19 protein-coding genes are annotated in these 21,742 nt (G+C 72.5%); 17 read left to right on the forward strand and 2 right to left on the reverse strand.

The window, feature by feature from the left end:
- Positions 1-6: 6 nt before the first annotated feature.
- Both J421_RS18930 and J421_RS18935 read right to left on the reverse strand, forming a co-directional pair.
- Positions 7-1,863 carry a vWA domain-containing protein gene (locus J421_RS18930; protein WP_148306396.1) on the reverse strand — a complete coding sequence of 619 codons (1,857 nt, stop codon included), beginning with the start codon at positions 1,861-1,863 and terminating at the stop codon, positions 7-9.
- A gap of 93 nt (positions 1,864-1,956) precedes the next feature.
- A complete protein-coding gene (locus J421_RS18935) occupies positions 1,957-2,862 on the reverse strand; it encodes a DUF58 domain-containing protein (protein ID WP_025412737.1) in 906 nt (301 codons plus the stop codon).
- A 96-nt stretch (positions 2,863-2,958) separates the two neighbouring features.
- On the opposite strand from J421_RS18935, the gene J421_RS18940 reads away from it, so the two are divergent.
- The 17 genes from J421_RS18940 (at position 2,959) to J421_RS19020 (ending at position 21,730) form a co-directional block, all read left to right on the forward strand.
- The gene (locus tag J421_RS18940; protein ID WP_025412738.1) at positions 2,959-3,237 is read left to right on the forward strand and encodes a DUF485 domain-containing protein; all 279 of its coding nucleotides are present in this window, start codon (positions 2,959-2,961) and stop codon (positions 3,235-3,237) included.
- 87 nt (positions 3,238-3,324) lie between these two features.
- Entirely contained in the window at positions 3,325-5,121 is a 1,797-nt protein-coding gene (lepA, locus tag J421_RS18945; protein WP_025412739.1) for a translation elongation factor 4, read from the forward strand.
- Positions 5,122-5,141: 20 nt separating this feature from the next.
- Positions 5,142-6,266, forward strand: coding sequence for a glycosyltransferase family 9 protein (locus J421_RS18950; protein ID WP_104022804.1), 1,125 nt, complete (start codon positions 5,142-5,144; stop codon positions 6,264-6,266).
- A 46-nt stretch (positions 6,267-6,312) separates the two neighbouring features.
- Entirely contained in the window at positions 6,313-7,320 is a 1,008-nt protein-coding gene (locus tag J421_RS18955) for an ROK family protein (RefSeq protein WP_104022805.1), read from the forward strand.
- Between the two features lie 91 nt (positions 7,321-7,411).
- Entirely contained in the window at positions 7,412-8,395 is a 984-nt protein-coding gene (locus J421_RS18960) for a PfkB family carbohydrate kinase (protein WP_025412742.1), read from the forward strand.
- 69 nt (positions 8,396-8,464) lie between these two features.
- Positions 8,465-9,397, forward strand: coding sequence for an ATP-binding protein (locus J421_RS18965; RefSeq protein WP_025412743.1), 933 nt, complete (start codon positions 8,465-8,467; stop codon positions 9,395-9,397).
- A gap of 6 nt (positions 9,398-9,403) precedes the next feature.
- Entirely contained in the window at positions 9,404-9,982 is a 579-nt protein-coding gene (locus J421_RS18970) for a hypothetical protein (protein WP_148306397.1), read from the forward strand.
- A gap of 41 nt (positions 9,983-10,023) precedes the next feature.
- Positions 10,024-10,299: a molybdopterin dinucleotide binding domain-containing protein gene (locus J421_RS18975; protein WP_025412745.1), complete on the forward strand. Its 276-nt coding sequence runs from the start codon at positions 10,024-10,026 to the stop codon at positions 10,297-10,299.
- Positions 10,300-10,363: 64 nt separating this feature from the next.
- A complete protein-coding gene (locus tag J421_RS18980; RefSeq protein WP_025412746.1) occupies positions 10,364-11,560 on the forward strand; it encodes a trans-sulfuration enzyme family protein in 1,197 nt (398 codons plus the stop codon).
- The gene (ftsE, locus tag J421_RS18985) at positions 11,557-12,252 is read left to right on the forward strand and encodes a cell division ATP-binding protein FtsE (RefSeq protein WP_025412747.1); all 696 of its coding nucleotides are present in this window, start codon (positions 11,557-11,559) and stop codon (positions 12,250-12,252) included. The genes J421_RS18980 and ftsE overlap by 4 nt, the downstream gene beginning before the upstream one ends.
- On the forward strand, positions 12,249-13,121 hold the full coding sequence (locus J421_RS18990) for a cell division protein FtsX (protein WP_025412748.1): 873 nt from the start codon (positions 12,249-12,251) through the stop codon (positions 13,119-13,121). Before ftsE ends, J421_RS18990 begins: the two co-directional genes overlap by 4 nt.
- A gap of 185 nt (positions 13,122-13,306) precedes the next feature.
- The gene (locus tag J421_RS18995; protein WP_158508838.1) at positions 13,307-14,362 is read left to right on the forward strand and encodes a murein hydrolase activator EnvC family protein; all 1,056 of its coding nucleotides are present in this window, start codon (positions 13,307-13,309) and stop codon (positions 14,360-14,362) included.
- A gap of 278 nt (positions 14,363-14,640) precedes the next feature.
- A complete protein-coding gene (locus J421_RS19000) occupies positions 14,641-15,534 on the forward strand; it encodes a deoxyribonuclease IV (protein WP_104022807.1) in 894 nt (297 codons plus the stop codon).
- 105 nt (positions 15,535-15,639) lie between these two features.
- A complete protein-coding gene (locus tag J421_RS19005; protein WP_025412751.1) occupies positions 15,640-16,011 on the forward strand; it encodes a hypothetical protein in 372 nt (123 codons plus the stop codon).
- 48 nt (positions 16,012-16,059) lie between these two features.
- Positions 16,060-17,391 carry a TolC family protein gene (locus tag J421_RS19010; RefSeq protein WP_025412752.1) on the forward strand — a complete coding sequence of 444 codons (1,332 nt, stop codon included), beginning with the start codon at positions 16,060-16,062 and terminating at the stop codon, positions 17,389-17,391.
- Positions 17,388-18,587 carry an efflux RND transporter periplasmic adaptor subunit gene (locus J421_RS19015; protein WP_025412753.1) on the forward strand — a complete coding sequence of 400 codons (1,200 nt, stop codon included), beginning with the start codon at positions 17,388-17,390 and terminating at the stop codon, positions 18,585-18,587. The genes J421_RS19010 and J421_RS19015 overlap by 4 nt, the downstream gene beginning before the upstream one ends.
- A complete protein-coding gene (locus J421_RS19020) occupies positions 18,584-21,730 on the forward strand; it encodes an efflux RND transporter permease subunit (RefSeq protein ID WP_104022808.1) in 3,147 nt (1,048 codons plus the stop codon). Before J421_RS19015 ends, J421_RS19020 begins: the two co-directional genes overlap by 4 nt.
- The last annotated feature ends 12 nt before the right edge of the window (positions 21,731-21,742 follow it).

Raw genomic sequence — 21,742 nt, forward strand, 5'->3', positions numbered from 1 at the left:
GACCGCTCAGGCGGCGGCGAGCGCGGCGCGAGCGGTGCGCCGGCGGCGCGTCGCGAGCCCCTCGGCAGCGAGCGCGACGAGCGCGGCGATCAACGCCGCACCGCCGACGGGTCGGCGGCCGCGGACGGCGAACGTCGCCGCAGCCGCCTCGTTCACGCTCGGCGCGACGTCCACCGCAGTGCCTCGGATGCGCTCCGCGAGCGTGCGCGCGTTCAACCGTGCCAACTCCGACTCCTCGGCCTCCACGTTCACCACGAGTGCGCCCACGCGGGCGCCGCCACGGAGCCAAAAGTAAACACCCCCGCGCTCCGGTGCGGTGACCCCCGCGGCGACCGGGATGCGGCGCCCATCGGGTCCGAGCAGGGCGTCGACGCCGGCCGGCGGCTCGAGGGTCGCGCCAGGCGCCGCCGTCGTGACCGCGCCGGGATCGCCGCCGAGTCGCTCGGCCAGCACCTCGCCGAGCCACGGGACGAACGCCGCGCGCACGGGAAACGTCGTGGCGTCGGGCGCGAGCGGAGAGCCGAGGAGCACGTATCCCGGCCCGGCCACGATCCACGCCTCGCCGCCGGCGGTGGCGAGCGTGTCGGCGCGCGCCGCGGCGCGCGGCACGAGCTGGAAGCGGCGCGTGGCGACGATGCCGAGGCGCGAGGAATCGCTCGCGCCGCTCGCGAAGCGCACGGCGGCCTCGCCGAAGCGCGCGGCGGCGAAGCGCCACGGCACGCCGAGCCGCTCGAGCGCGAGGTTCGCGGGACCGACGCGCGCCGGGTCGCTCGGCGCGACGAGGAGCGCGGGGAGCCGGGTGGCCGCATCGGCGGAGACGATCTGCGCGGGACGCGGACCCGCGGACGCGACGCGGCCGGACTGCGCGAGCGTGGCGAGCGCGCTCGCGACGAACGGTCCGGCCGAGGGATCGCCGACCGCGGTCGGCGGCTCACCGGAGAACGCGGCGAACCAGCGCTGGTCGTCGCCACGCAGTTCGTCGGGCTGCACGGCGACACCGATGGCGAGCCAGCCGCGCCCGTTAGGCGTGACGTGCACGCGGACCTCGCCGTCGGGCGGCGCGGTGCCGCGGGCGAGCGTGCGCTCGCCGCCGGAGGCGTCGCGCTCCGACACGCGGTAGGGCACCGAGTCGGCCGAGAGCACGCGCGCGACGACCGTGCCCGACGGCGTCCACCGGCGCGGCGTGGCGTCGGCAGCGACGACGGCACGGTTGCGCGGCGGCGCACCGCGCGGCACCCACGTCACGACCCGCGCGCTCCCGGCGTCCGCCGTCGTGCGCCACGCGGTGGCCTGACCATCGGTGAGGACGACGACGGTCGGCGACGGACGGCGCGCGGAGCGCGCGAGCTCCGCAGCGCGGGAGACGGCGCGCGGGAGATCGCCCGCGCCGGCGAGCGGCGTGAGCGCGCGGATGGCATCGCGCACCGCGCTCGCGTCGCTGCCGACGACGCGGCCGCTCGCCGTGACGAGCCACACGCGATCCTCGGCGGCCGCGTTCGACACGATCTCCAACGCCGCATCGCGCAGCGCTGCGAACACGGGGCGCCCGTCGACGACGGCGGTGGTGCTGAGCGAGTTGTCGAGCACGATGGCGACGGCGGCCGGCGCGTGCCCCGCCCCGCCGACGCGTGCCACGGGACGCGTGGCCGCGAGCGCGACGAGCAGCACCGCGAGCACGCGCAGCGCCATGAGCAGCCAGTTGCGCAGTCGCAGCCGCGCGCTGTGCTCCTGCTCCGCGCGCTCGAGGTAGCGCACGGCCGGGAAGTCGAGCCGCGTGCCGATGCGGCGCCGCAGGAAGTGCAGCAGCAGCGGCACTGCCGCGGCAGCCGCCAGCGCCGCGTACCAAGGAGCGAGGAATTCCATGATGTTCGCTACGCTCCACGCTCCACGCGCCACGCTCGCCACGCGCCACGGACTGGCCGAGCGTGGCGCGTGGAGCGTGGAGCGTGGAGGATCTCAGTGCGCGGAGAACGCATAACGCAGCGGCACGCCGAACGGCGCGTCGGTCATGACGGTGGCGTAGCGGGCGCCGTAGCGCGCGAACAGGCTGCGCCAGTCGGCGATCGCGGTGTCGACGGTGGCGCGATAGGCCTCGCGCACGTCGGCGACGACGGCGGGGACGGCGGCGCCGCTCTCCGGGTCGACGAACACCGCCTCGCCGGCGCCGAGCGAGAGATCGCGCTCCGCGGGATCGATGACGTGCAGCACGTTCACATCGTGCCCCGCTCCGCGAAGGCCGCGGATCGCGGTCTCCACCTCACCGGTGTCGACGAGCAGATCGGAGACGAGGATGACCATGCCCGCACGGCGCACGAGGCGCGCGGCGCTCGCCAGCGCGTCGCCCGCCTTCGATTCCGTGCCCGCGCCCTCTTCGGCGAGCGTGCCGAGCAGGCGGCGCCACTGGCCGTGGCGCGCGCGCGGCGCCACGACGGACCGCACGCGGTCATCGAACCGGATCAGGCCCACGGCGTCGCGCTGGCGGAGCAGCAGCAGCGTGAGCGCGGCGACGAGGCGCTCCGCGTAGGCGAGCTTCGTGAGGCGCGGGACCGGGCCGCCGGGCGCGCCGCTCCACGCCATGGACCGGCTGACGTCGAGGACGACGGTGGCGCGGAGGTTCGTCTCCTCCTCGAACTGTTTCACGACCCAGCGGTCGGCGCGCGCGGCGATGCGCCAGTCGAGGTACCGCAGGTCGTCGCCGGGCTGGTAGGGGCGGTGCTCCGCGAACTCCACGGAGAAGCCGCGTCGCGGCGACCGGTGCAACCCGGTGATGAAGCCGTCGACGACCCACCGCGCCACGATCTCGAGCCCGCCGAGCGCGGCGAGCGCGGCGGGGTCGACGAGATCGGCGCGCGCGGTATCCATGAGCGGCGGAAGCTAATCGGCGCACACGGCGCGCGGCGACCCGTCGGGCGTTAGGCGGCGCTGGACACCGGCCGCGCGGGCGGCGAACGTGGAGGCATGCCGACGCGCGACGAGCTGTACGCCGAGATCGCGGAGCGCAACCGCCGACAGCATCGACAGGACACCCGCGAGCGCCGCCGCTTCGTGGTGCTCGTGACGGCGCTGTGTCTCGTGTGGACGGCGATCGGGTTGGTGCTCGGCGCGGCGGCGTTCCACGTCACCGACGTGGAGCTGGGGCACATCCTGTTGACCGCGGGCCGGCTGGAGACGGCGGTCGGGGTGCTCGGCACGCTGGTGTGGGCACGATTCCGGAGCCGCGACCGCGGGTGGACCTGAACGGTTGGGAAGACAGTCGGGGTGCGCTAGATTGCGATTTTACACCGACTTGCGCCCCCGCGGCGTTTCCCAGACTCGTCTCCTCCGTTGCAGCTCGACCACATCCGCAACTTCTGCATCGTCGCGCACATCGACCACGGGAAGTCCACCCTGGCCGACCGTCTCATCGAGGAGACGGGCATGCTGCAGAAGCGTGAAATGAAGGCGCAGGTGCTCGACACCCTCGACCTCGAGCGCGAGCGCGGGATCACCATCAAGCTGAACGCCGTGCGCATGTCGTACACGGCGACGAACGGTGAGACGTACGAGCTGAACCTGATCGACACCCCGGGGCACGTGGACTTCACGTACGAGGTGTCGCGGTCGCTCGCCGCGTGCGAGGGGGCAATCCTCGTCGTCGACGCGAGCCAGGGGATCCAGGCGCAGACGCTGTCGAACCTGTTCCTGGCGATGGACGCGGGGCTGGAGATCATCCCGATCCTGAACAAGATCGACCTGCCGGGCGCGGAGCCGGACCGCCGCGCGCAGGAGGTGGCCGACCTGCTCGGCGTGGACGCCGACGGCATCCTGCGGGTGAGCGCGAAGGCGGGCATCGGCATCCAGGAGCTGCTCGAGGCGATCGTCGAGCGCGTGCCGCCGCCGAAGGGCGACCGGAGCGCGCCGCTCCGCGCACTCATCTACGACTCGTACTACGACAAGTATCGCGGCGCGATCCCGAGCGTGCGCGTCGTCGACGGCGTGCTGAAGCCGAAGATGCAGATCACGTTCGGCTCGAACGACTCGGTGTACGAGGTGGAGGAGGTGGGCTACAACCAGCTCCGGCAGGTGAAGGCCGAGCAGCTGGGACCGGGCGAGGTGGGCTACGTGGTGGCGAACGTGCGCAGCGTGCGCGAGACGCGCGCCGGCGACACGGTGTTCGACGCGACGCGGCACGCGAAGGATCCGCTGCCGGGCTACCAGGCGGTGCGCTCGTTCGTGTTCGCCGGCATCTACCCGACGGACACGCAGCAGTACGAGCTGCTGCGCGACGCGCTGGAGAAGCTGCAGCTCAACGACGCGTCGCTGAACTACGAGCCCGAGACGTCGACCGCGTTAGGCTTCGGCTTCCGCTGCGGCTTCCTGGGGCTCCTGCACATGGAGATCGTGCAGGAGCGCCTCGAGCGCGAGTTCGACCTCGATCTCGTCACGACGGTGCCGAGCGTCGAGTACAAGGTGTACAAGACCGACGGCGAGATGGTGCTCATCGAGAACCCGTCGCTCATGCCGCCGGCGGGGGTCATCGAGCGGATCGAGGAGCCGTACGTGAAGGCGCGCATCATGGTGCCGAGCGAGTACATCGGCCCGATCATGTCGCTCGGCACCGAGCGGCGCGGCGTGTACAAGAACATGAGCTACATCGACCAGTCGCGCGTGGAGTTCGACTGGGAGTTCCCGCTCGCCGAGATCATCCTCGACTTCTTCGACAAGATGAAGACGGTGAGCCGTGGCTACGCGTCGCTCGACTACGAGATGCTCGGCTACCGCGCGAGCGATCTCGTGCGGCTCGACATGCTGATCAACGGAGATCCGATCGACGCGTTCAGCGTGATCATCCACCGGGACAAGTCGTACGAGTGGGGGCGGAAGATCGCCGACAAGCTGAAGGATCTGATCCCGCGGCAGCTGTTCGAGGTGGCGATCCAGGCGGCGATCGGACAGAAGGTGATCGCGCGGACGACGGTGAAGCCGCTGCGCAAGGACGTGCTCGCGAAGTGCTACGGCGGGGACATCACGCGGAAGCGCAAGCTGCTCGAGAAGCAGAAGGAAGGTAAGAAGCGGATGAAGCAGGTCGGCGCGGTGGAGATTCCGCAGGAGGCGTTTCTGGCGGTGCTGCAGGTCGAGTAGGCTCGCCGCCGCCGAGCGACATGGCCCTTCCGATTCCCGCGCCACGTCCCGACCCCGCCGAGCGGTGGCCTAACGGGCCGCGGCGGGAGGTGTCGCTGGTGGTGCAGACGTCGTTTCTCGGGGACGTGGTGCTCACCACGCCGCTGATCGCGGAGCTGGCGCAGCGGGGGGCGGTGGACGTGGTCGTTAGGCCGGACGGGGCAGCGCTGCTGGCGAACAACCCAGACGTGCGGCGCGTGATCGTGTTCGACAAGCGCGGCACCCACGCGGGGGCGGGCGGCGTGTGGCGCATGGGCGGGGTGCTGCGGCGGCTGGCGCGCGAGGACGGCGACGCGCGGCGGGTGGCGTATCTCGCGCAGGGGTCGGTGCGGAGCGCGACGCTCGCGATGCTCGGCGGGTTCGCGGAGCGCGTCGGGTTCGAGACGTCACGGTCGGCGCGGCCGCTGTACACGCGCGTGGTGCGCTACCGCGCGGACCGGCACCACGCGGAGCGGCTGTGGAGCCTCGCGATGCCCGACGACGCGCAGCCCGCGCCCGAGGCGCTGCGGCCGCGGCTCCATCCGGGGTACGAGGAGCGCCGCGCGGTGAGCGCGCTGCTGAGCGGCTTCGCGACCGGCGACCCGATCGTGGCGCTCGCGCCGGGCAGCGTGTGGGCGACGAAGCGGTGGCCGTACTACGCGGAGCTCGCGGCGCGGCTCGCGGCGACCGGGGCGCAGCTCGTGGTCGTCGGCGGCCCGGGCGACGCGGAGCTCGCGCGGGCGATCGTCGCGGCGGCACCGGCGGCCCTCGACGCGACGGGCAAGCTGTCGCTGCTCGCGTCGGCGGAGCTCATCGGCCGGTGCGCGACGCTCGTGACGAACGACTCCGCGCCGCAGCACCTGGCCTCCGCCATGGGGGTGCCCACGGTGACTATCTTTGGGCCGACCGTTCCGGAGTTCGGCTTCGGGCCGCTCGCGCCGGGGAGCCGCACCGCGGGGCACCCGGGGCTCGCGTGCCGGCCGTGCGACGCCCACGGACCGCAGCGGTGCCCGCTGGGGCACTGGCGGTGCATGCGCGAGCTGACGCCGGAGACGATCGCGCAGGTGGTCGGCGCCGTGACGGCCGACCACGCGACGCGCCACGCGCCGCGCCACGTGGCGCGCTGATCGCCGACCGCCGGACGCCGACCGCCTAACGCCTCGACCGAGCCCGATGCCCCAACAGACCGCTCCCTCCTCCGACGCGCCGCGCTACGTGGTCGGCGTGGACCTCGGCGGCACGAACATCGTCGTCGGCGTGATGCCGGAGGACGGCAGCCGCGAGATCGCGATGCGCTCGCAGCCGACGCGCGCGGACCTCGGCGCCGACGTCGTCGTCGACCGCATCTGCCAGATGGTGGAGGACGCGATCACCATCGCCCGCGCCGAGACGGGCGCGACGCGCGAGCAGTTCGTCGGCGTCGGCGTCGGCGCGCCGGGACCGCTCGACCGCGGCAGGGGCGTGGTGCTCATCGCGCCGAACCTCGGCTGGCGCGACCTGCCGCTGCGCGCGCTCATCATGGACCGCGTGGGGCTCGCCGCGACGCTCGACAACGACGCGAACTGCGCGACGTTAGGCGAGTGGTGGACGGGCGCCGCGCGGGGCGCGCGCAACGTCGTGGGGATCACGATCGGCACCGGGATCGGCGGCGGCTTGATCCTCGACGGCCGGCTGTACCACGGCTCGTCCGACATGGCCGGGGAGATCGGTCACATGACGATCGACTCGAACGGCCGCCGCTGCAACTGCGGCAACTACGGCTGCCTCGAGGCGTATGCGTCGGGCCCCGCGATCGCCGAGCGCGCGCGCGAGGCGATCAACGCCGACGAGCCGTCGGTGCTGTCGTCGCTCGTCGGGGGAAAGCTGGAGCGCATCACGGCGCAGACGGTGTACGAGGCGTCCGAGAAGGGCGACCCGCTCGCGCGCGAGGTCGTGCGCGACACGGCGCGGTTCCTCGGCGCGGGCATCGCGAACCTGCTGAACACGTTCAACCCCGACTGCGTGGTGATCGCGGGGGGCGTGACGCAGGCGGGCGACGCGCTGTTCGAGCCGCTGAACGCCGAGGTCCGACGCCGGGCCTTCCGCCCGGTGGTGGAGGCGTGCCGCATCGTGCCGGGGATCCTTCCGGGCTCGGCGGGCGTGGTGGGCGCGGTCGCGACGTTCCTCCAACAAAATCAGTGAGCTCCGAGAATTCTCCACGCCCCACGCTCCACGCTCGGCGTGTTTGCGGCAGCATGGTGAGCACGGAGCGCGGAGCGTGGAGCGTGGAGGAGTGACGCGGAAGAAGCGGTTAGGCGTCATCGGGACCTTCGTCTGGGACGTGATCCACGGGCGCGACGTGCGCACGGCGCCCGTGCAGGAGTGGGGCGGCATCACCTACGCGCTCGGCGCGCTCGACGCCGCGCTGCCGGACGACTGGGAGATCGTGCCGCTGATGAAGGTGGGGTACGACCTCCTCGACCGGGCGCAGGAGTTCGTGCGGTCGCTGCAGCACGCCGCGCCCGACGCGGCGCTCGTCGAGGTCCCGTACCCGAACAACCGCGTCGAGCTGTTCTACTACAGCAGCGAGCGGCGGAGCGAGATCCTGCACGGCGGCGTGCCGGGGTGGACGTGGCTCGGCCTGAAGCCGATGCTCGACGACATCGACGCGCTGTACGTGAACTTCATCGCGGGCTTCGAGATGGACATCGAGACCGCGCAGCTGCTGCGGCAGCACTTCAAGGGCGTGATGTACTGCGACCTGCACTCGCTGCTGCTCACCGTCCAGCCGGGCGGGCTGCGCACGCCGCAGCCGCTGCCCAACGCGTCGGCGTGGTTCCGCTGCTTCGACGTGCTGCAGGTGAACGAGGACGAGATGGCGCTGCTCGCGCCCGACCCGATGGCGCTGGCCGCGAGCGCGCTCGGCAACGGCGTGCGCTGTCTCATCGTCACGCTCGCGAAGCGCGGCGCGGTGTACTTCGCGCAGCCGGACTTCGACGGGCTCACGTCGCTCGCGGGCCGCGCGCCGGGCGAGCCGGTGGTGCCGGCGTTCGGGCCGGTGCGCACGGCGCTCGTGCCGTCGGAGCGCACCGTGACGCTCGGCGACCCGACGGGGTGCGGCGACGTGTGGGGGGCGACCTGTTTCTCCGCTCTGCTCGCCGGTGCTAACTTGACGGACGCGATCGTGGCCGCGCACCGCGCGGCGGCACGCAACGTCGAGCACCGGGGCGCGTCGGGGCTCGCGGCGTTCCTGCGGGGCGAGATCCACACGGCGTAGCTGCGCACCACGTGGCTGCGTGACAAGCGGCATGCAGCCACGTCCCACGCAGCCACGCAGCCATCCTTCATGACCACCGTCATCACCGTTCCTCCGTCGCTCGACGACGCGACGTTCGAGCAGATCTTCGAGCAGCTCGCGACGCTCCCGCCGGACGCTCGGCTGCTCGTCGACGCGCGGCACGCGCGGTGGGCGTCGCCGTACGGGCTCACGGCGCTGCTCGCGCTCGCCCAGTCGCGCGAGGTTCGGCCGAGCTTCGCGCCGCCGGATGCGGAAGACACGGTGAGCTACTGGGCGCGCACCGGCTTCTTCCGGCACGCGGAGCGGCTGTACGACTTCGGGCGGCCGGTGCCGCGGGCGCGCGCGGCCGGCGAGTCGAGCGTGCTGCTGGAGCTCACGTCGGTCTCGCAGGCGGGGGACGTGCACGAGGTCGTGGAGCGGATCCAGGAGCGCTCGAAGGCGATCCTGCACGACGGGCTCGGGCTCGACGCGCGCGCGACGATCGGGTTCTCGATGACGCTCTCCGAGGCGTGCCAGAACATCGTGGAGCACGCGGGGCGCGGCGGCTGGGTGGCGGTGCAGACGTACACGTGGCGCAAGCGACTCGGCCGACGCGTGGTCGTCATCGCCGTCTGCGACGCGGGGATCGGCTTCCGCCGGTCGCTGGAGCAGAACTCGTCGCGCCCGCGCGGCGACCGGTGGGACGACGGGCAGGCGCTGGAGGCGGCGCTGCTCCGCAACGTGAGCCGCTTCCCCGACCCCGGCCGGGGCCAGGGGCTCGCCGGGATCCGGCGCTTCATCTCGAAGTGGGACGGCAAGTTGAGCATCCGCAGCGGGACCGCGCGCATCGCCATCGTGCCGCCGTGGGACGACGACGAGCCGCTGGCCGAGCGCCTGCCGTACTTTCCGGGGGCGCAGGTGCAGATCACCATCCCCGAGACGGCGCCCGCGCCCCATGGCGGCCCGAAGGCTGCGTCTGCTGCTCGCAACACCGCATTCTGAGGCGCCGTGATTCACCACCACATCGACCTTGGCTCGGTGCTGCGCGGGACGGTGTGCGCGCTGTACTCGAATCTGGTCACGCGTCCCACCGGTGCGGCCGTCCGCACGGAGATCGAGCGGGCGATCGCGGACCTCGGCGGACGTACGATCACCGTCATCGACTTCTCGCAGGTGATGCTGCTCGATTTCTCGTGCGCCGACGAGATCGTCGCGAAGCTCATGCTGCGCGCGTGCGCGGGGTGCGAGGTCGAGGAGTACTTCCTCTTCCTCGGGCTCGGCGAGCGGCACCTCGACGCCGTGGAGCAGGTGCTGGAGCGGCAGCGGCTCGCGATCGTCGCGGTGATGGACGGGACGGCGTCGCTCGTGGGCGACGTGGACGCGCCGACCCGCGCCGTGTGGGAGGCGCTCCGCGACGCCGGACCGAGCGACGTGGCGACGCTGGCGGCGACGCTGCACGCGCCGTCGCGGGACGTGGCGGAGGTGCTGGAGGCGCTGTGCCGGCGGCGGCTCGCGGTGCGGCTGGGCGACGACTACGCCGTGATCGGCGCGTACGTGCCACCGACGGCGCCGGAGGCGGCGGCATGAGCGGGTTGTATCGTCGGCCCCAGAGCGCTCGTCCTCTCCGGGTGGAAGGGTTCGTCGCCTCGCGGCGCGAGGACGCGGAGCGGGGGCCGCAGGTGCGGCTCCGCGCCGACCACGCGCGCGAGCGGATGCTGATCGACGGGGAGCTGGCGCTCGTGGAGGGGCCGCGCGGGCAGCAGCTCGCGCAGGTCCGGATCGACGACGCGGTGCCGCGCGGCGGCGTGATCGTGCGCGACATCGGCGGCGTGTCGCCGTCGGAGATCGTGTACGTGATGAAGCCCGACCTCGACGCGCCGCCGCCCAACCGCACGTTCGCCTAACCGTCCGATCGCTCGACCGGCCTCGCGTCGTTCGCCGGGCCGCCGACCGCGCACCTCCGCTCCGATGGACACCTCCTCCGCCCCCGCCGCCGTGACGCCGGGCTTCTCGACCGTCGCCGTCCACGGCGCCCGCGTGCTCCGCGACGACGCGTCGGACGGCGCCGAGCGCCCGGCGGGCCGTCCCGTCGTCACGCCGCTCGTGCAGTCGGTGAACTTCACGCAGCCGTTCGGGACGGAGGACGGGCTGCGCTACACGCGCTACGGCAACGTGCCGAACGCCGAGTCGGTGCAGACGCGGCTCGCGCTGCTCGAGGGCGCGGAGGCGGCGCTCGTGTGCGCAAGCGGCATGGGCGCGACGGCGTGCACGATGCTCGCCCTGCTCCGCCCCGGCGACCATCTGCTGTCGAGCGCGTGGATCTACGGCGGCACGCACAAGCTGTTCACGCAGGAGCTGCCGGCATTCGGCGTAGAGGTCACGTTCGTCGACCCGACGAAGCAGCGCGACTGGCGGCGCTCGGTGCGCAAGACGACGCGCGCGGTGTTCGTGGAGTCGCCGGTGAACCCGACGACGCGCGTGCTCGACCTGCGGCCGCTGGCGCGCATGTCGAGCGAGCTCGGACTCGCGCTCGTCGTCGACTCCACCTTCGCGAGCCCGATCAACTTCCGGCCGCTGGAGCACGGCGCCGACGTCGTGATCCATTCGGCGACGAAGTACCTCAACGGCCATCACGACGTGCTCGGCGGCGCGGTCGCCGGCGCGGCGTCGGTGATCGAGGAGGTGCGACAGAAGATGATCGTGTGGGGGCAGGCGCCGGATCCGTTCGCGTGCTGGCTGCTCGAGCGGGGCATGAAGACGCTCGACGTGCGCGTGCGCCGTCAGTCGGAGAACGCGCAGCGGCTGGCGGAGTGGTGCGAGTCGCGCGGCGAGATCGCGCGCGTGCTGTACCCGGGGCTGCCGTCGCACCCCGACCACGACGTCGCGCGCGACACGCTCGACGGCTTCGGCGGGATGATGGCGATCGAGCTGGAGGGCGGCGGCGAGGCCGCGGAGCGCTTCGTGAAGCGTCTGCGGGTCATCACGCACGCGCCGAGCCTCGGCGGCGTGGACTCGCTCGTGAGCGAGCCGCGCTACACGTCGCACGCGCACCTGACCGTTGCCGAGCGCGCGAAGGCGGGCGTGCCGGACGGGTTCCTCCGCATCAGCGTCGGCATCGAGAACGTCGAGGATCTCATCGCCGACGTCGAGCAGGCGCTCGCGTGATCCGCTTCACCGACGTGGTGAAGGAGTACGCGAAGGGCGGCACCGCGCTCACGGGCGTGTCGTTCAACGTCGCGAAGGGGGAGTTCGCGTTCCTCACCGGCCCGAGCGGCTCGGGCAAGAGCACGCTGCTGAAGCTCGCGTACTTCGACGAGTGGCCGACGCGCGGTGAGGTGGAGACGTGCGGCGTGCGATCGTCGGCCGCGCAACGCAAGGACGTGCCGTTCCTGCGGCGGAAGTTGGGCATCGTGTTCCAGGACTACCGTCTGCTGCCCGACCGCACCGCGGAGCAGAACGTCGCGTTCGCGCTCGAGGTGACGGGCGCGCCCCAGGACACGATCCGCGACCGCGCGGTGCGCGCGCTCGCGCAGGTGGGGCTCGCGTCGAAGGGAACGGCGCTGCCGCAGGAGCTGTCCGGTGGCGAGCGGCAGCGCGTGGCGATCGCGCGCGCCGTGGTGAACCGGCCGCTCGTGCTGCTCGCCGACGAGCCGACGGGGAACCTGGACGAGCGCGCGGCGCGCGGCGTGCTGCAGCTGCTGCAGGAGATCAACGCCGCCGGCACCGCGGTGCTCATGGCGACGCACAACCTGGATCTCGTGCGCTCGGTGGACATGCGCGTGATCGAGCTGAGTCGCGGCGCGATCGCGTTCGACTCGGGCGACGGGGCGCCGCCGGCCGTGGAGCGGACCTCATGAGGCTCGCGCTGCGCGAGATGCTGCACGCGTTCCGGCGCACGCCGCTGCTCAGCATCCTGAGCGTGACCACGATCGCGTTCTCGCTGTTCGCGCTCGGGCTGTTCGGCCTCGTGGCGATCAACCTGCGCGACGCGCTCGGCCAGGTGGAGGAGCGTGTGGAGGTGCGCGCGTTCCTCACGGAAGGAACGCCGGAAGCGACGGCGCGCGCGGCGGCGGAGGAGCTGGGGCGCGTGCCGGCGGTGGCGGCGGTGACGTACGTGTCGCCCGAGGCGGCGCTCGCACGCGCGCGGCGCGAGCTCGGCGAGTTCAACGACGTGTGGGGGTCGGCGGTGCTGCCGGCGTCGCTCGAGGTGCGGCTGCGCGCGGGACAGCGCGACCCGGCGTCGGTGCAGCGCGTGGCGACGCGGGCGCGCCAGTACCCGTTCGTGGAGGACGTGCGCTACGGCGCGGAGTGGGTGCAGAAGCTCTATCGTCTGCGCACCGTGGCGACGGCGACGGGGATCGCGCTCGGCGCGGCGTTCGCCGCGGCGGCGATCATCATCGTCGGCGCGACGATCCGCATGGCGGTGCTCGCGCGGTCGTTCGAGATCCAGATCATGCGCCTCGTGGGCGCGACGGACGGCTTCGTGCGGCTGCCGTTCCTGCTCGACGGCGCGGCGAAGGGGATCCTCGGCGGGCTGCTCGCGCTGCTGCTCACGCGCATCGGGTTCGCGGTCGTCGACCGATGGTTCGTGCACGTGCGGTTCTTCGACGCGGGCACGGCGGCGTTAGGCGTGCTGGGCGGCGCGCTGCTCGGCCTTCTCGGAAGCGCCGCATCGGTGGGGCGGCACCTGCGGCTCGTGGGGACGGAGCGGCGGCGATGGCGGTGAGGACCGCGCCGAGCGCCGAGCGCAGAGCGCGGAGGACCAGAATCGCTCTCTGCGCCCTGCGCTCGGCGTTCTGCGCTGTCGCGATTCCCGCGGCCCTGAGCGCGCAGACCCCGGCGCCGAGCACGCAGGCTCAGCGCGCGGAGCTGGAGAAGGTGCGGCGCGAGCGGGCGGCGTTGCAGCAGCGGATGCGCGTGCTTCAGGGGACGGTGCACGACCTCAGCGAGGAGGTGGCGAACCTCGATCGACAGGCCGACGCGACGGCGCGGCTGGTATCGGGGCTGGACGCGCAGCTCGCGTCGCTCGACCGCGACGTGCAGGGCGCGACGGCGCGTCTGTACGTCGCGCAGAAGGAGCTGGACGGGAAGACCGTGTCGCTGCAGCACCGGCTCGTCGACATCTACAAGCGCGGCCCGCTGTACACCGCGGAGGTGCTGTTCTCGGCGGCGAGCCTGGGCGAGCTCGTGACGCGGTACAAGTACCTGCACGAGCTGGCGCTGCGCGACCGGTCGCTCGTGCGCCGCGTACAGCAGCTCCGCGACGACGTGCTCGCGCAGCAGTCGCTGCTGGTGCGCCTGCGCGGGGAGCTCGCGCGCAACCGCGAGGAGAAGTCGAGCGAGGAGCAGCGGCTCCGCTCGTTGCAGACGGAGCGCGCGGCAAGCCTCGCGCAGGCGCGCCAGCAGCAGGATCGGACGCGCGCGCGCCTCGCCCAGATCGCGCGCGACGAGGCCCGGCTGACGAGCGTGATCGCGTCGCTGGAGGACGCGCGGAAGCGCGCCGAGGCGCGGCCGAGGGCACCCGCGCCGGCGCCGAGCACACTGAAGCCGCGCGCGTCGACCGCGAGCCCGGCGGGGACCGGGACGCTGGCCTGGCCGGTGAACGGCTCCCTGCTCTACCGGTTCGGCCGTGTGGTGAACCCGAACAACACGACCACGCGGTGGAACGGCATCGGCATCTCGGCGGCGACGGGCACGGTGGTGCGCGCGGTGGCGGCGGGGACGGTGGTGCTCGCGGAGCCGATGGGCACGTACGGGCTCACGGTGATCGTGCAGCACGGGGGCGGCGACTACTCGGTGTACGGCTCGCTGGCGCGCGCGGACGTGCGGAAGGGCGCGACGGTCGCGGCGGGTCAGGCGCTCGGCACGGTGGGATCGGCGGACCCGGATCTGCCGCCGCATCTGCACTTCGAGGTGCGGCCGGGGGGGCGGGCGGTGGACCCGCTGACGTGGCTGGGGAAGCGATAGAGCTGGTACGGCGGACGATCGACGGCGGGATGGAAACGGCGGGACGATCGACGGCGGGACGATCGACCGCGGGACGATCCACGGCGGGAACTTCGACGGCGCGTACCTAGTCCCCAGGGGGGCTCCCCCCCCTTCGCCCAAGGTTCCACCCCACCGATCTTTCCACCGTACCTTTCGGACGCGGACCCCGTCCCGCTGTACGCATCCCGCCGTCGATCGTCCCGCCGTCGATCGTCCCGCCGTCGATCGTCCCGCCGTTTTTCCATCCCGCCGTTCCAATGATCCCGCCCCACTCCGACCTGCTCGGCGCCCACGTCTCCACCGCCGGCGGGCTTCCCCAGGCCCCCCCGCGCGCGAAGGCCATCGCCGCCACCGCGATGCAGGTCTTCACGAAGCAGGCGAACCGGTGGGCCGAGCGCGAGTGCGAGGCGGACGAATGCACCGCGTACGGCTCGGCCCTCGCCGAGACCGACGTGCGGTCGGCGATCGCCCACGACTCCTACCTCATCAACCTCGCGTCCCCGGACCCCACGCTCCGCGCGCGTTCGATCGACTCCTTCGCCGCGGAGCTGCGCCGGTGCGAGGCGCTGGGGCTCGCGTTCCTCGTGTCGCACCCGGGGAACTACATGGACGAGCGTGAGGCCGGTCTCGCGCGCAACGCCGACGGCATCGCCGAGGCGCTCGAGCGGGTACCGGGGAAGACGGTGCTCTGCCTGGAGACGACGGCCGGCACCGGGACCGCGCTCGGCGCGACGTTCGAGGAGCTCGCGGCGATCATCGCGCGGCTGCCCGCGGCGCTGCAGCCGCGCGTCGGCGTCTGCCTTGACACGTGCCACGTCTACTCGGCCGGCTACGACCTCGTGACCGACTACGACGGCGTCATCGCGCGCCTCGACGACACGCTCGGCCTGGCGCGGCTCCGCGTCCTGCACCTGAACGACTCGAAGACGAAGTTCGCCTCCCGCCGCGACCGGCACGAGCTGATCGCCGAGGGGTCGCTCGGCGAGGCGCCGTTCCGCCGGATCATGACCGACGACCGGCTCGCCGGCGTGCCGAAGGTCATCGAGACGCCGAAGCTCGACGACGCGACGGCGACCGACAGCCGGATGCTGGAGCGGCTGCGGAGCTACGCGGGGACGGCGAGCGCAGCCGCGGAGACGCAACGGGTGTAGATTGCCGCGCGTATGCCCGTCGTGCCGCTCCGCCTCGCACTGACCGTCGCGCTCCGCCGCCACTCCACGCCCTCGAGGCGTGGGGAAGAGTCGCGGCGCGCTCGGATGCTGCGGGCCCGCACCGCGCGGCGGGAGACGCGCACCACCGAGCGTCCGAGCTGGCTGCGGCGCGTGGCGTTCGCGCTCGTCCTGCTCGCCCAGGTCGCCGGCATCGCGCTCGGCGTCACCGAGGGGCGCGACGGGGTCGGCGCCGGCACGCACATCGAGGCCGTCGGCACGAAGGCGCACTACTCGCACGACGAGACGACCTGCGGCGCGTGTCATCTCCGCTCCATGCACGGCCGGGTCGCGGCAGCCCCGCGACTCGCCGCCGGCGACGACTTCCGGCCCACGGAGCACGGCGCGCCCGCGTCGCGCCCGCCGATCGTCGACCCGGCGTCCTCCAACCATTCGCGCGCACCTCCCACGGTGATCTGAGTCTCGCTCGACCGTCGTTCGACTCATCATCACCTGTAGAGGATCGTCATGCGCGTCGTTCTCGGGCTGAGTGCGCTCGCCGCACTCGGTCGCCCCGCGCGTGCGCAGACCGCACCGCGCCCGCCTGCGGGGCCGCCGCCTAACGCGTCGGCCTCCGCGCTCCCATCCGTCGCCGCCGGCGACTCGCTGCGCCTGACGCGTCGCCAGGCGATCGCGGAAGCGCTCCGCAACAACCCGCTCATCGAGGTCGCCCGCGAGCAGACCGCGCAGTCGCGCGCGCGCCGGGTCACGGCCACCGCCATCCCCGACCCGGCGTTCACCGCGTCGATCGACCAGCAGCCGCAGCTCTTCAACCTCGGCCGCGCCGCCGGGCAGGAGCGCAACGTCGGGATCGGGCTCGACGTCCCGTTCCCGTCGCGCATCCGCCTCGCCGGTCGCGTCGCGACGTCGGACGTGCGGGCGTCGGAGTCGAACGCGCAGCTCCAGTCGCAGCTCGTCGCGGTCGGCGCGTCGGCAGCGTACGACTCGCTGCTCGTCGCGCGCCGGATCCGCGACATCCTGATCGAGAACGTGACGCTGGCGAGCGACTTCCTGAAGCGCACGCAGGCGCGCTACGACGCCGGCACGGTCCCGAAGCTCGATGTCATCCGCGCGCAGACCGACCTCGCGCAGGCGCGGACGGATCTCATCGGGAGCGAGCGCGACGTCGCGAACGCGCAGGCGTCGCTGAACCGCGCCCTCGGCCGCGTCATCGGCGCGCCGATCGCGCCACTCGACTCGCTCGAAGTGCCACCGCCGCTCCCCGACTCGACGACGATCGAGCGCGTGGCGCTCGCGGCACGGCCGGAGCTCGCGATCCTCTCCAGCCAGCAGAGCGGACAGCGCGCGAACACGAGCCTCCTGAAGCAGTTCTGGCTCCCCGATCTCACGCTCGGCGTGTCCCGCGACTACGCGCAGCCGGGATCGCCGGTGTTCACGACCGGCGTCGCGCTGCCGCTGCCGACGTTCTACTGGCAGCACACGCGCGGCGAGATCGCGGAGTCGCAGCACCGCGAGCAGGAGCTCGCCGCGTCGTACCGCGACCTCCGCGCCCAGGTCACGCAGGATGTCCGTTCGGCGTTCGCGAACGCGAACACGGCGCTGAAGCAGGCGCTGTTCATCCGCGACGAGCTGCTCCCCTCGGCGAGAGAAGCGTTCCGCGTGGCGAGCGTGAGCTACTCGCTCGGCGGCTCGTCGGCGCTCGAGGTGCTCGACACCCGGCGCGCCCTGCAGGACGCCCAGAGCCAGCTCGCGCAGGCGCTCGCCGACGCGAACACGGCGCGCGCCGATCTGGAACGCGCGTTAGGCGTGTCTCTCGCCTCCCTCCCCGCCCAGCCATGACCACGCCCTTCTTCCGCTCCATCCGGTGGGTGCTGCTCTGCGCCGGCGTGGCCTGCTCGCGGACCGATGCCGGGCCGAAGGACACCGGAGCCGCCACCGCTGCGACGACCGGCGCCGCCGCGACCACCGGCTCGACCGGCGAGACCGTGGCATCGCACCGCGGCGGGTTCACCCTCACGGCCGAGCAGCGCGCACGCCTGCACGTCGCCACCGTGCAGCCCACGTCGTACAACCGCGTCGTCCAGGCGACGGGCACGGTCGCGTTCAACGGCGACCGCTCGACGCCGGTGCTCTCGCCGATCTCCGGGCCCGCGCTGCGGATCATGGTGAACCCCGGCGCCGTCGTCGGGCGGGGTGCGCCGCTCGCCACGGTGTCGTCGCCCGACTTCGCCACCGCGGTCGCGGACTTCCGCAAGGCGGAGAGCAACTACCGCAACCTGAAGCGCATCGCCGACCTCGATCAGCAGCTCTGGAACAACGACGCCATCGCGCGGCGCGATCTCGAGCAGGCGCAGACCGACGCCGCGGCGGCCGCCGCCGACCGCGACGCGGCGATCGAGCAGATAAAATCGCTCGGCGTCGGCGCCGATCAGATCGCGGCGCTCACCGCGGGCCACTCCGCCGGGCCGCTCGAGGCGATCATCCGCGCGCCGATCGCCGGCACGGTCGTGGAGAAGCTGATCAGCCCCGGCCAGCTCCTGCAGGCGGGCAGCACGCAGTGCTTCACGATCGCCGACCTGTCGACGATGTGGGTGATGGCGAGCGTGTTCGCCGGCGATCTCGGCACGGTGTCGGTCGGCGAGCCGGTCGACGTGTTCACCGACGCGTCGCCGCGGCCGATCGTCGGCAAGGTCGACTACGTCGCGGCACTCGTCGATCCGGCGAGCAAGGCCGTCGCCGTCCGCGTGCTGGTGCCTAACGTCGGACGCGCGCTGCGGAAGGACATGTTCGTGCGCGTCGCGATCCACGCGTCGCGGCCGCAGACCGGCATCGTGATCCCGTCGTCCGCAGTGCTGCGCGACGAGAACAACCTGCCGTTCGTGTTCGTCGCGGCGAAAGACGGCTCGTTCAACCGACGACAGATCACGTTGGGCTCGCAGATCGGGGACGCGTACGAGGTGCCGTCCGGGCTCGCGGCGGGCGACGCGATCGTGACGGACGGCGCGCTCTTCCTGCAGTTCGCGGAGAGCCAATGAGCGAGCCGCGGACCCGCCCCCCGCGCGAGCCGCTGCCCACCGAGAGTGCCGAGGGACGACGAGGGCCGATCCAGCGACTGGTCGAGGCATCGCTCGACCAGCGGCTGCTCGTCGCGCTGCTCGCCGTCGCGATCATCGGCGTGGGCATCTTCTCGCTCTACCGGCTGCCCGTCGACGCGTACCCGGACGTCTCGCCGACCGGCGTCGAGCTCACCGCGCAGTGGCCCGGACATGCCGCCGAGGAGGTAGAGCGGCTCATCACGGTGCCGCTCGAGACGGAGCTGAACGGGCTGCCCAACATCGAGGTCACGCGCTCGGTGTCGCTGTACGGGCTGTCGAACGTGCGCGTGACGTTCACCGACGGCACGGACCTCTACTTCGCGCGCCAGCAGGTGTTCGAGCGGCTGAGCGGCGTCGAGCTGCCGGACGGCGTCGCGCCCGAGATCGAGGCGCCGTTCTCGCCGTCGGGGCTCGTCTACCGCTACGTGCTCCGGAGCCCGGACCGCAGCGCGCGCGAGCTGCACGTGCTGCAGGACTGGGTGCTCGACAAGGCGTACCGCGCCGTCCCCGGCGTCGCCGACGTGTCGTCGTTGGGCGGCGAGACGATGCAGTACCAGGTGCAGATCGACCCGACGCGCCTCGCCGGCGCGGGGCTCGCCGTCGGCGACGTGGTCGACGCGCTGAACGCGAACAACGGCAACGCGGGCGGCGGCTTCTACTCGCAGGGCGGGCAGTTCTTCTACGTGCGCGGGCTCGGCCGCGTCGCGACGCTGGAGGACATCGGCAACATCGTGCTCACCGTGCGCAACGGCACGCCCGTGCTCGTGAAGGACGTCGGCACCGTGCAGATCGGCGCCGCGCCGCGCCTCGGCCAGTTCGGCTTCGACGCGCAGGACGACGCGGTCGAGGGCGTGATCCTCATGCGCACCGGCGAGCAGGCGCAGGTGGTGCTCAAGCGCGTGGAGGAGAAGACGCGCGAGCTGAACGAGCACGTGCTGCCGAAGGATGTGAAGGTGGTGCCGTACTACGACCGCGGCGATCTCGTGAGCCTGACGACGCGCACGGTGGCGGACAACCTCCTGCGCGGCATCCTGCTCGTCGTCGTGGTGCTGATCTTCTTCCTGTACGACGTGCGGTCGGGGCTCATCGTCGCGGCGACGATCCCGCTGTCGCTGCTCGTCGCGTTCGTGTGCCTCGACCTGCGCCACATCCCGGCGAACCTGCTGTCGATCGGCGCCATCGACTTCGGCATCCTCGTCGACGGCGCGGTGGTGATGGTGGAGAACATCTACCGCCAGCTCGCGCGACGACACGGCACCGAGTACAGCATCCGCGACGTCATCCTCTCCGCCGCGTCGGAGGTGAACCGGCCGATCGTGTACGCGATCGCCGTCATCGTCGCGGCGTTCCTGCCGATCTACGCGCTGTCCGGCGCGTCCGGGAAGCTGTTCCGGCCGATGGCCGACACGACGATCTTCGCGCTGCTCGGCGCGCTCGTGCTCACGCTCACCGTGGTACCCGTGCTCTGCGCGTGGGGACTCAAGGGCGGCGTGGTGGAACGGCGGAACCGCCCGTTCGAGTGGCTCCGCGGCCATTACACGCGCGCGCTCGACTGGTGTCTGGCGCACGTGCGCGCGACGGTCGCGACGTCCATCGCGCTGTTCGTCGCATCGCTCGCCCTCGCCGCGCTGCTCGGCGGCGAGTTCATGCCGAAGCTCGACGAGGGCGCGCTGTGGGTGCGCGCGACGATGCCGTACACGATCTCGTTCGAGGAGTCGTCGGGCATCGTGCCGCAGGTGCGGAAGATCCTGCGCAGCTTCCCCGAGGTCACCGTCGTCACGTCGGAGCACGGGCGCGACGACGCGGGCACCGATCCGACGGGCTTCTTCAACGCGGAGTTCTACGTCGGCCTGAAGCCGTACCGCGAGTGGCACGGGCTCTATCGCACGAAGGACGAGCTGATCCTCGCGATCCAGAAGAAGCTCGCCGTCTATCCCGGCATCACGTTCAACTACACGCAGCCGGCCGAGGACGCCGTGGACGAGGCGCTCACCGGGTTGAAGGCGTCGCTCGACGTGAAGGTGTTCGGCACGGACCTCACGCTGCTCGAGCAGAAGGGGCGCGAGATCAAGGGCGTGATCGAGCGCGTGCGCGGGATCAACCACGTCACCCTCGTGCAGGAGCTCGGGCAGCCCAGCCTCACCGTCACGGCGAACCGCGAGAAGCTCTCGCGCTACGGGCTGAACGTCGCCGCGGTGAACGGCCTGATCGAGGCCGCGGTCGGCGGCGTCTCCGCAACGGAGGTCGTCCAGGGGGAGCGCACGTTCGACCTCGTGGTGCGGTTGCAGCCGCAGTTCCGCGAGACGCCGGAGCAGATCGGCAACATCCTGATCGCCACGCCCGACGGACAGCAGATCCCGCTGCGCGAGGTGGCCGACATCTCGCTCGCGAACGGCGCGTCGTTCATCTACCGCCAGGACAACTCGCGCTACATCGGCGTCCAGTACTCGGTGGAGGGACGCGACCTGGCGAGCGCGGTGGCCGAGGCGCGCCGCGCGGTGGAGCGGCAGGTGAAGCTGCCCACGGGCTACGCGACGCGCTGGGGCGGCGAGTTCGAGGAGTACACCGCGTCGCGCGCGGAGATGAACGTGGTGCTGCCGATCACGGTGGTGCTGATCTTCGCGATCCTGTTCGTGCTGTACCACAACTTCAAGTTCCCGCTCATCACGGTCGGCGGCGTGATCCTTTCGGCGCCGCTCGGCGGGCTGCTCGCGCTCGCCCTCACCGGCACGCCGCTGTCGGTATCGGCGATGATCGGCTTCCTCGCCCTGTTCGGCGTCTCGGTGCAGACGGCAGTCGTCTACATCTCCTACGCGAACGAGCTGCGACTCGGCGGGTTCGGCATTGCCGACGCGACGCGGGCGGCGGCGCTGCTGCGGCTGCGGCCGATCATGATGACGGCGCTGGTGGCCGCGCTCGGCCTGCTCCCGGCGGCGCTCTCGCACGGGGTGGGGTCGGACACTCAGCGGCCGTTCGCCATGGTGATCGTGGGCGGGCTGTTCTCCCGGCTCCTCATCAGCGTCTTCCTCATGCCGGTGCTGTATCTCGTGACGGCCCGCGAGGGGGACCATCTGGAAGTCTGAGACAGGGTGAGG

Source organism: Gemmatirosa kalamazoonensis, from assembly GCF_000522985.1.
In the GTDB taxonomy this organism is placed as follows: domain Bacteria; phylum Gemmatimonadota; class Gemmatimonadetes; order Gemmatimonadales; family Gemmatimonadaceae; genus Gemmatirosa; species Gemmatirosa kalamazoonensis.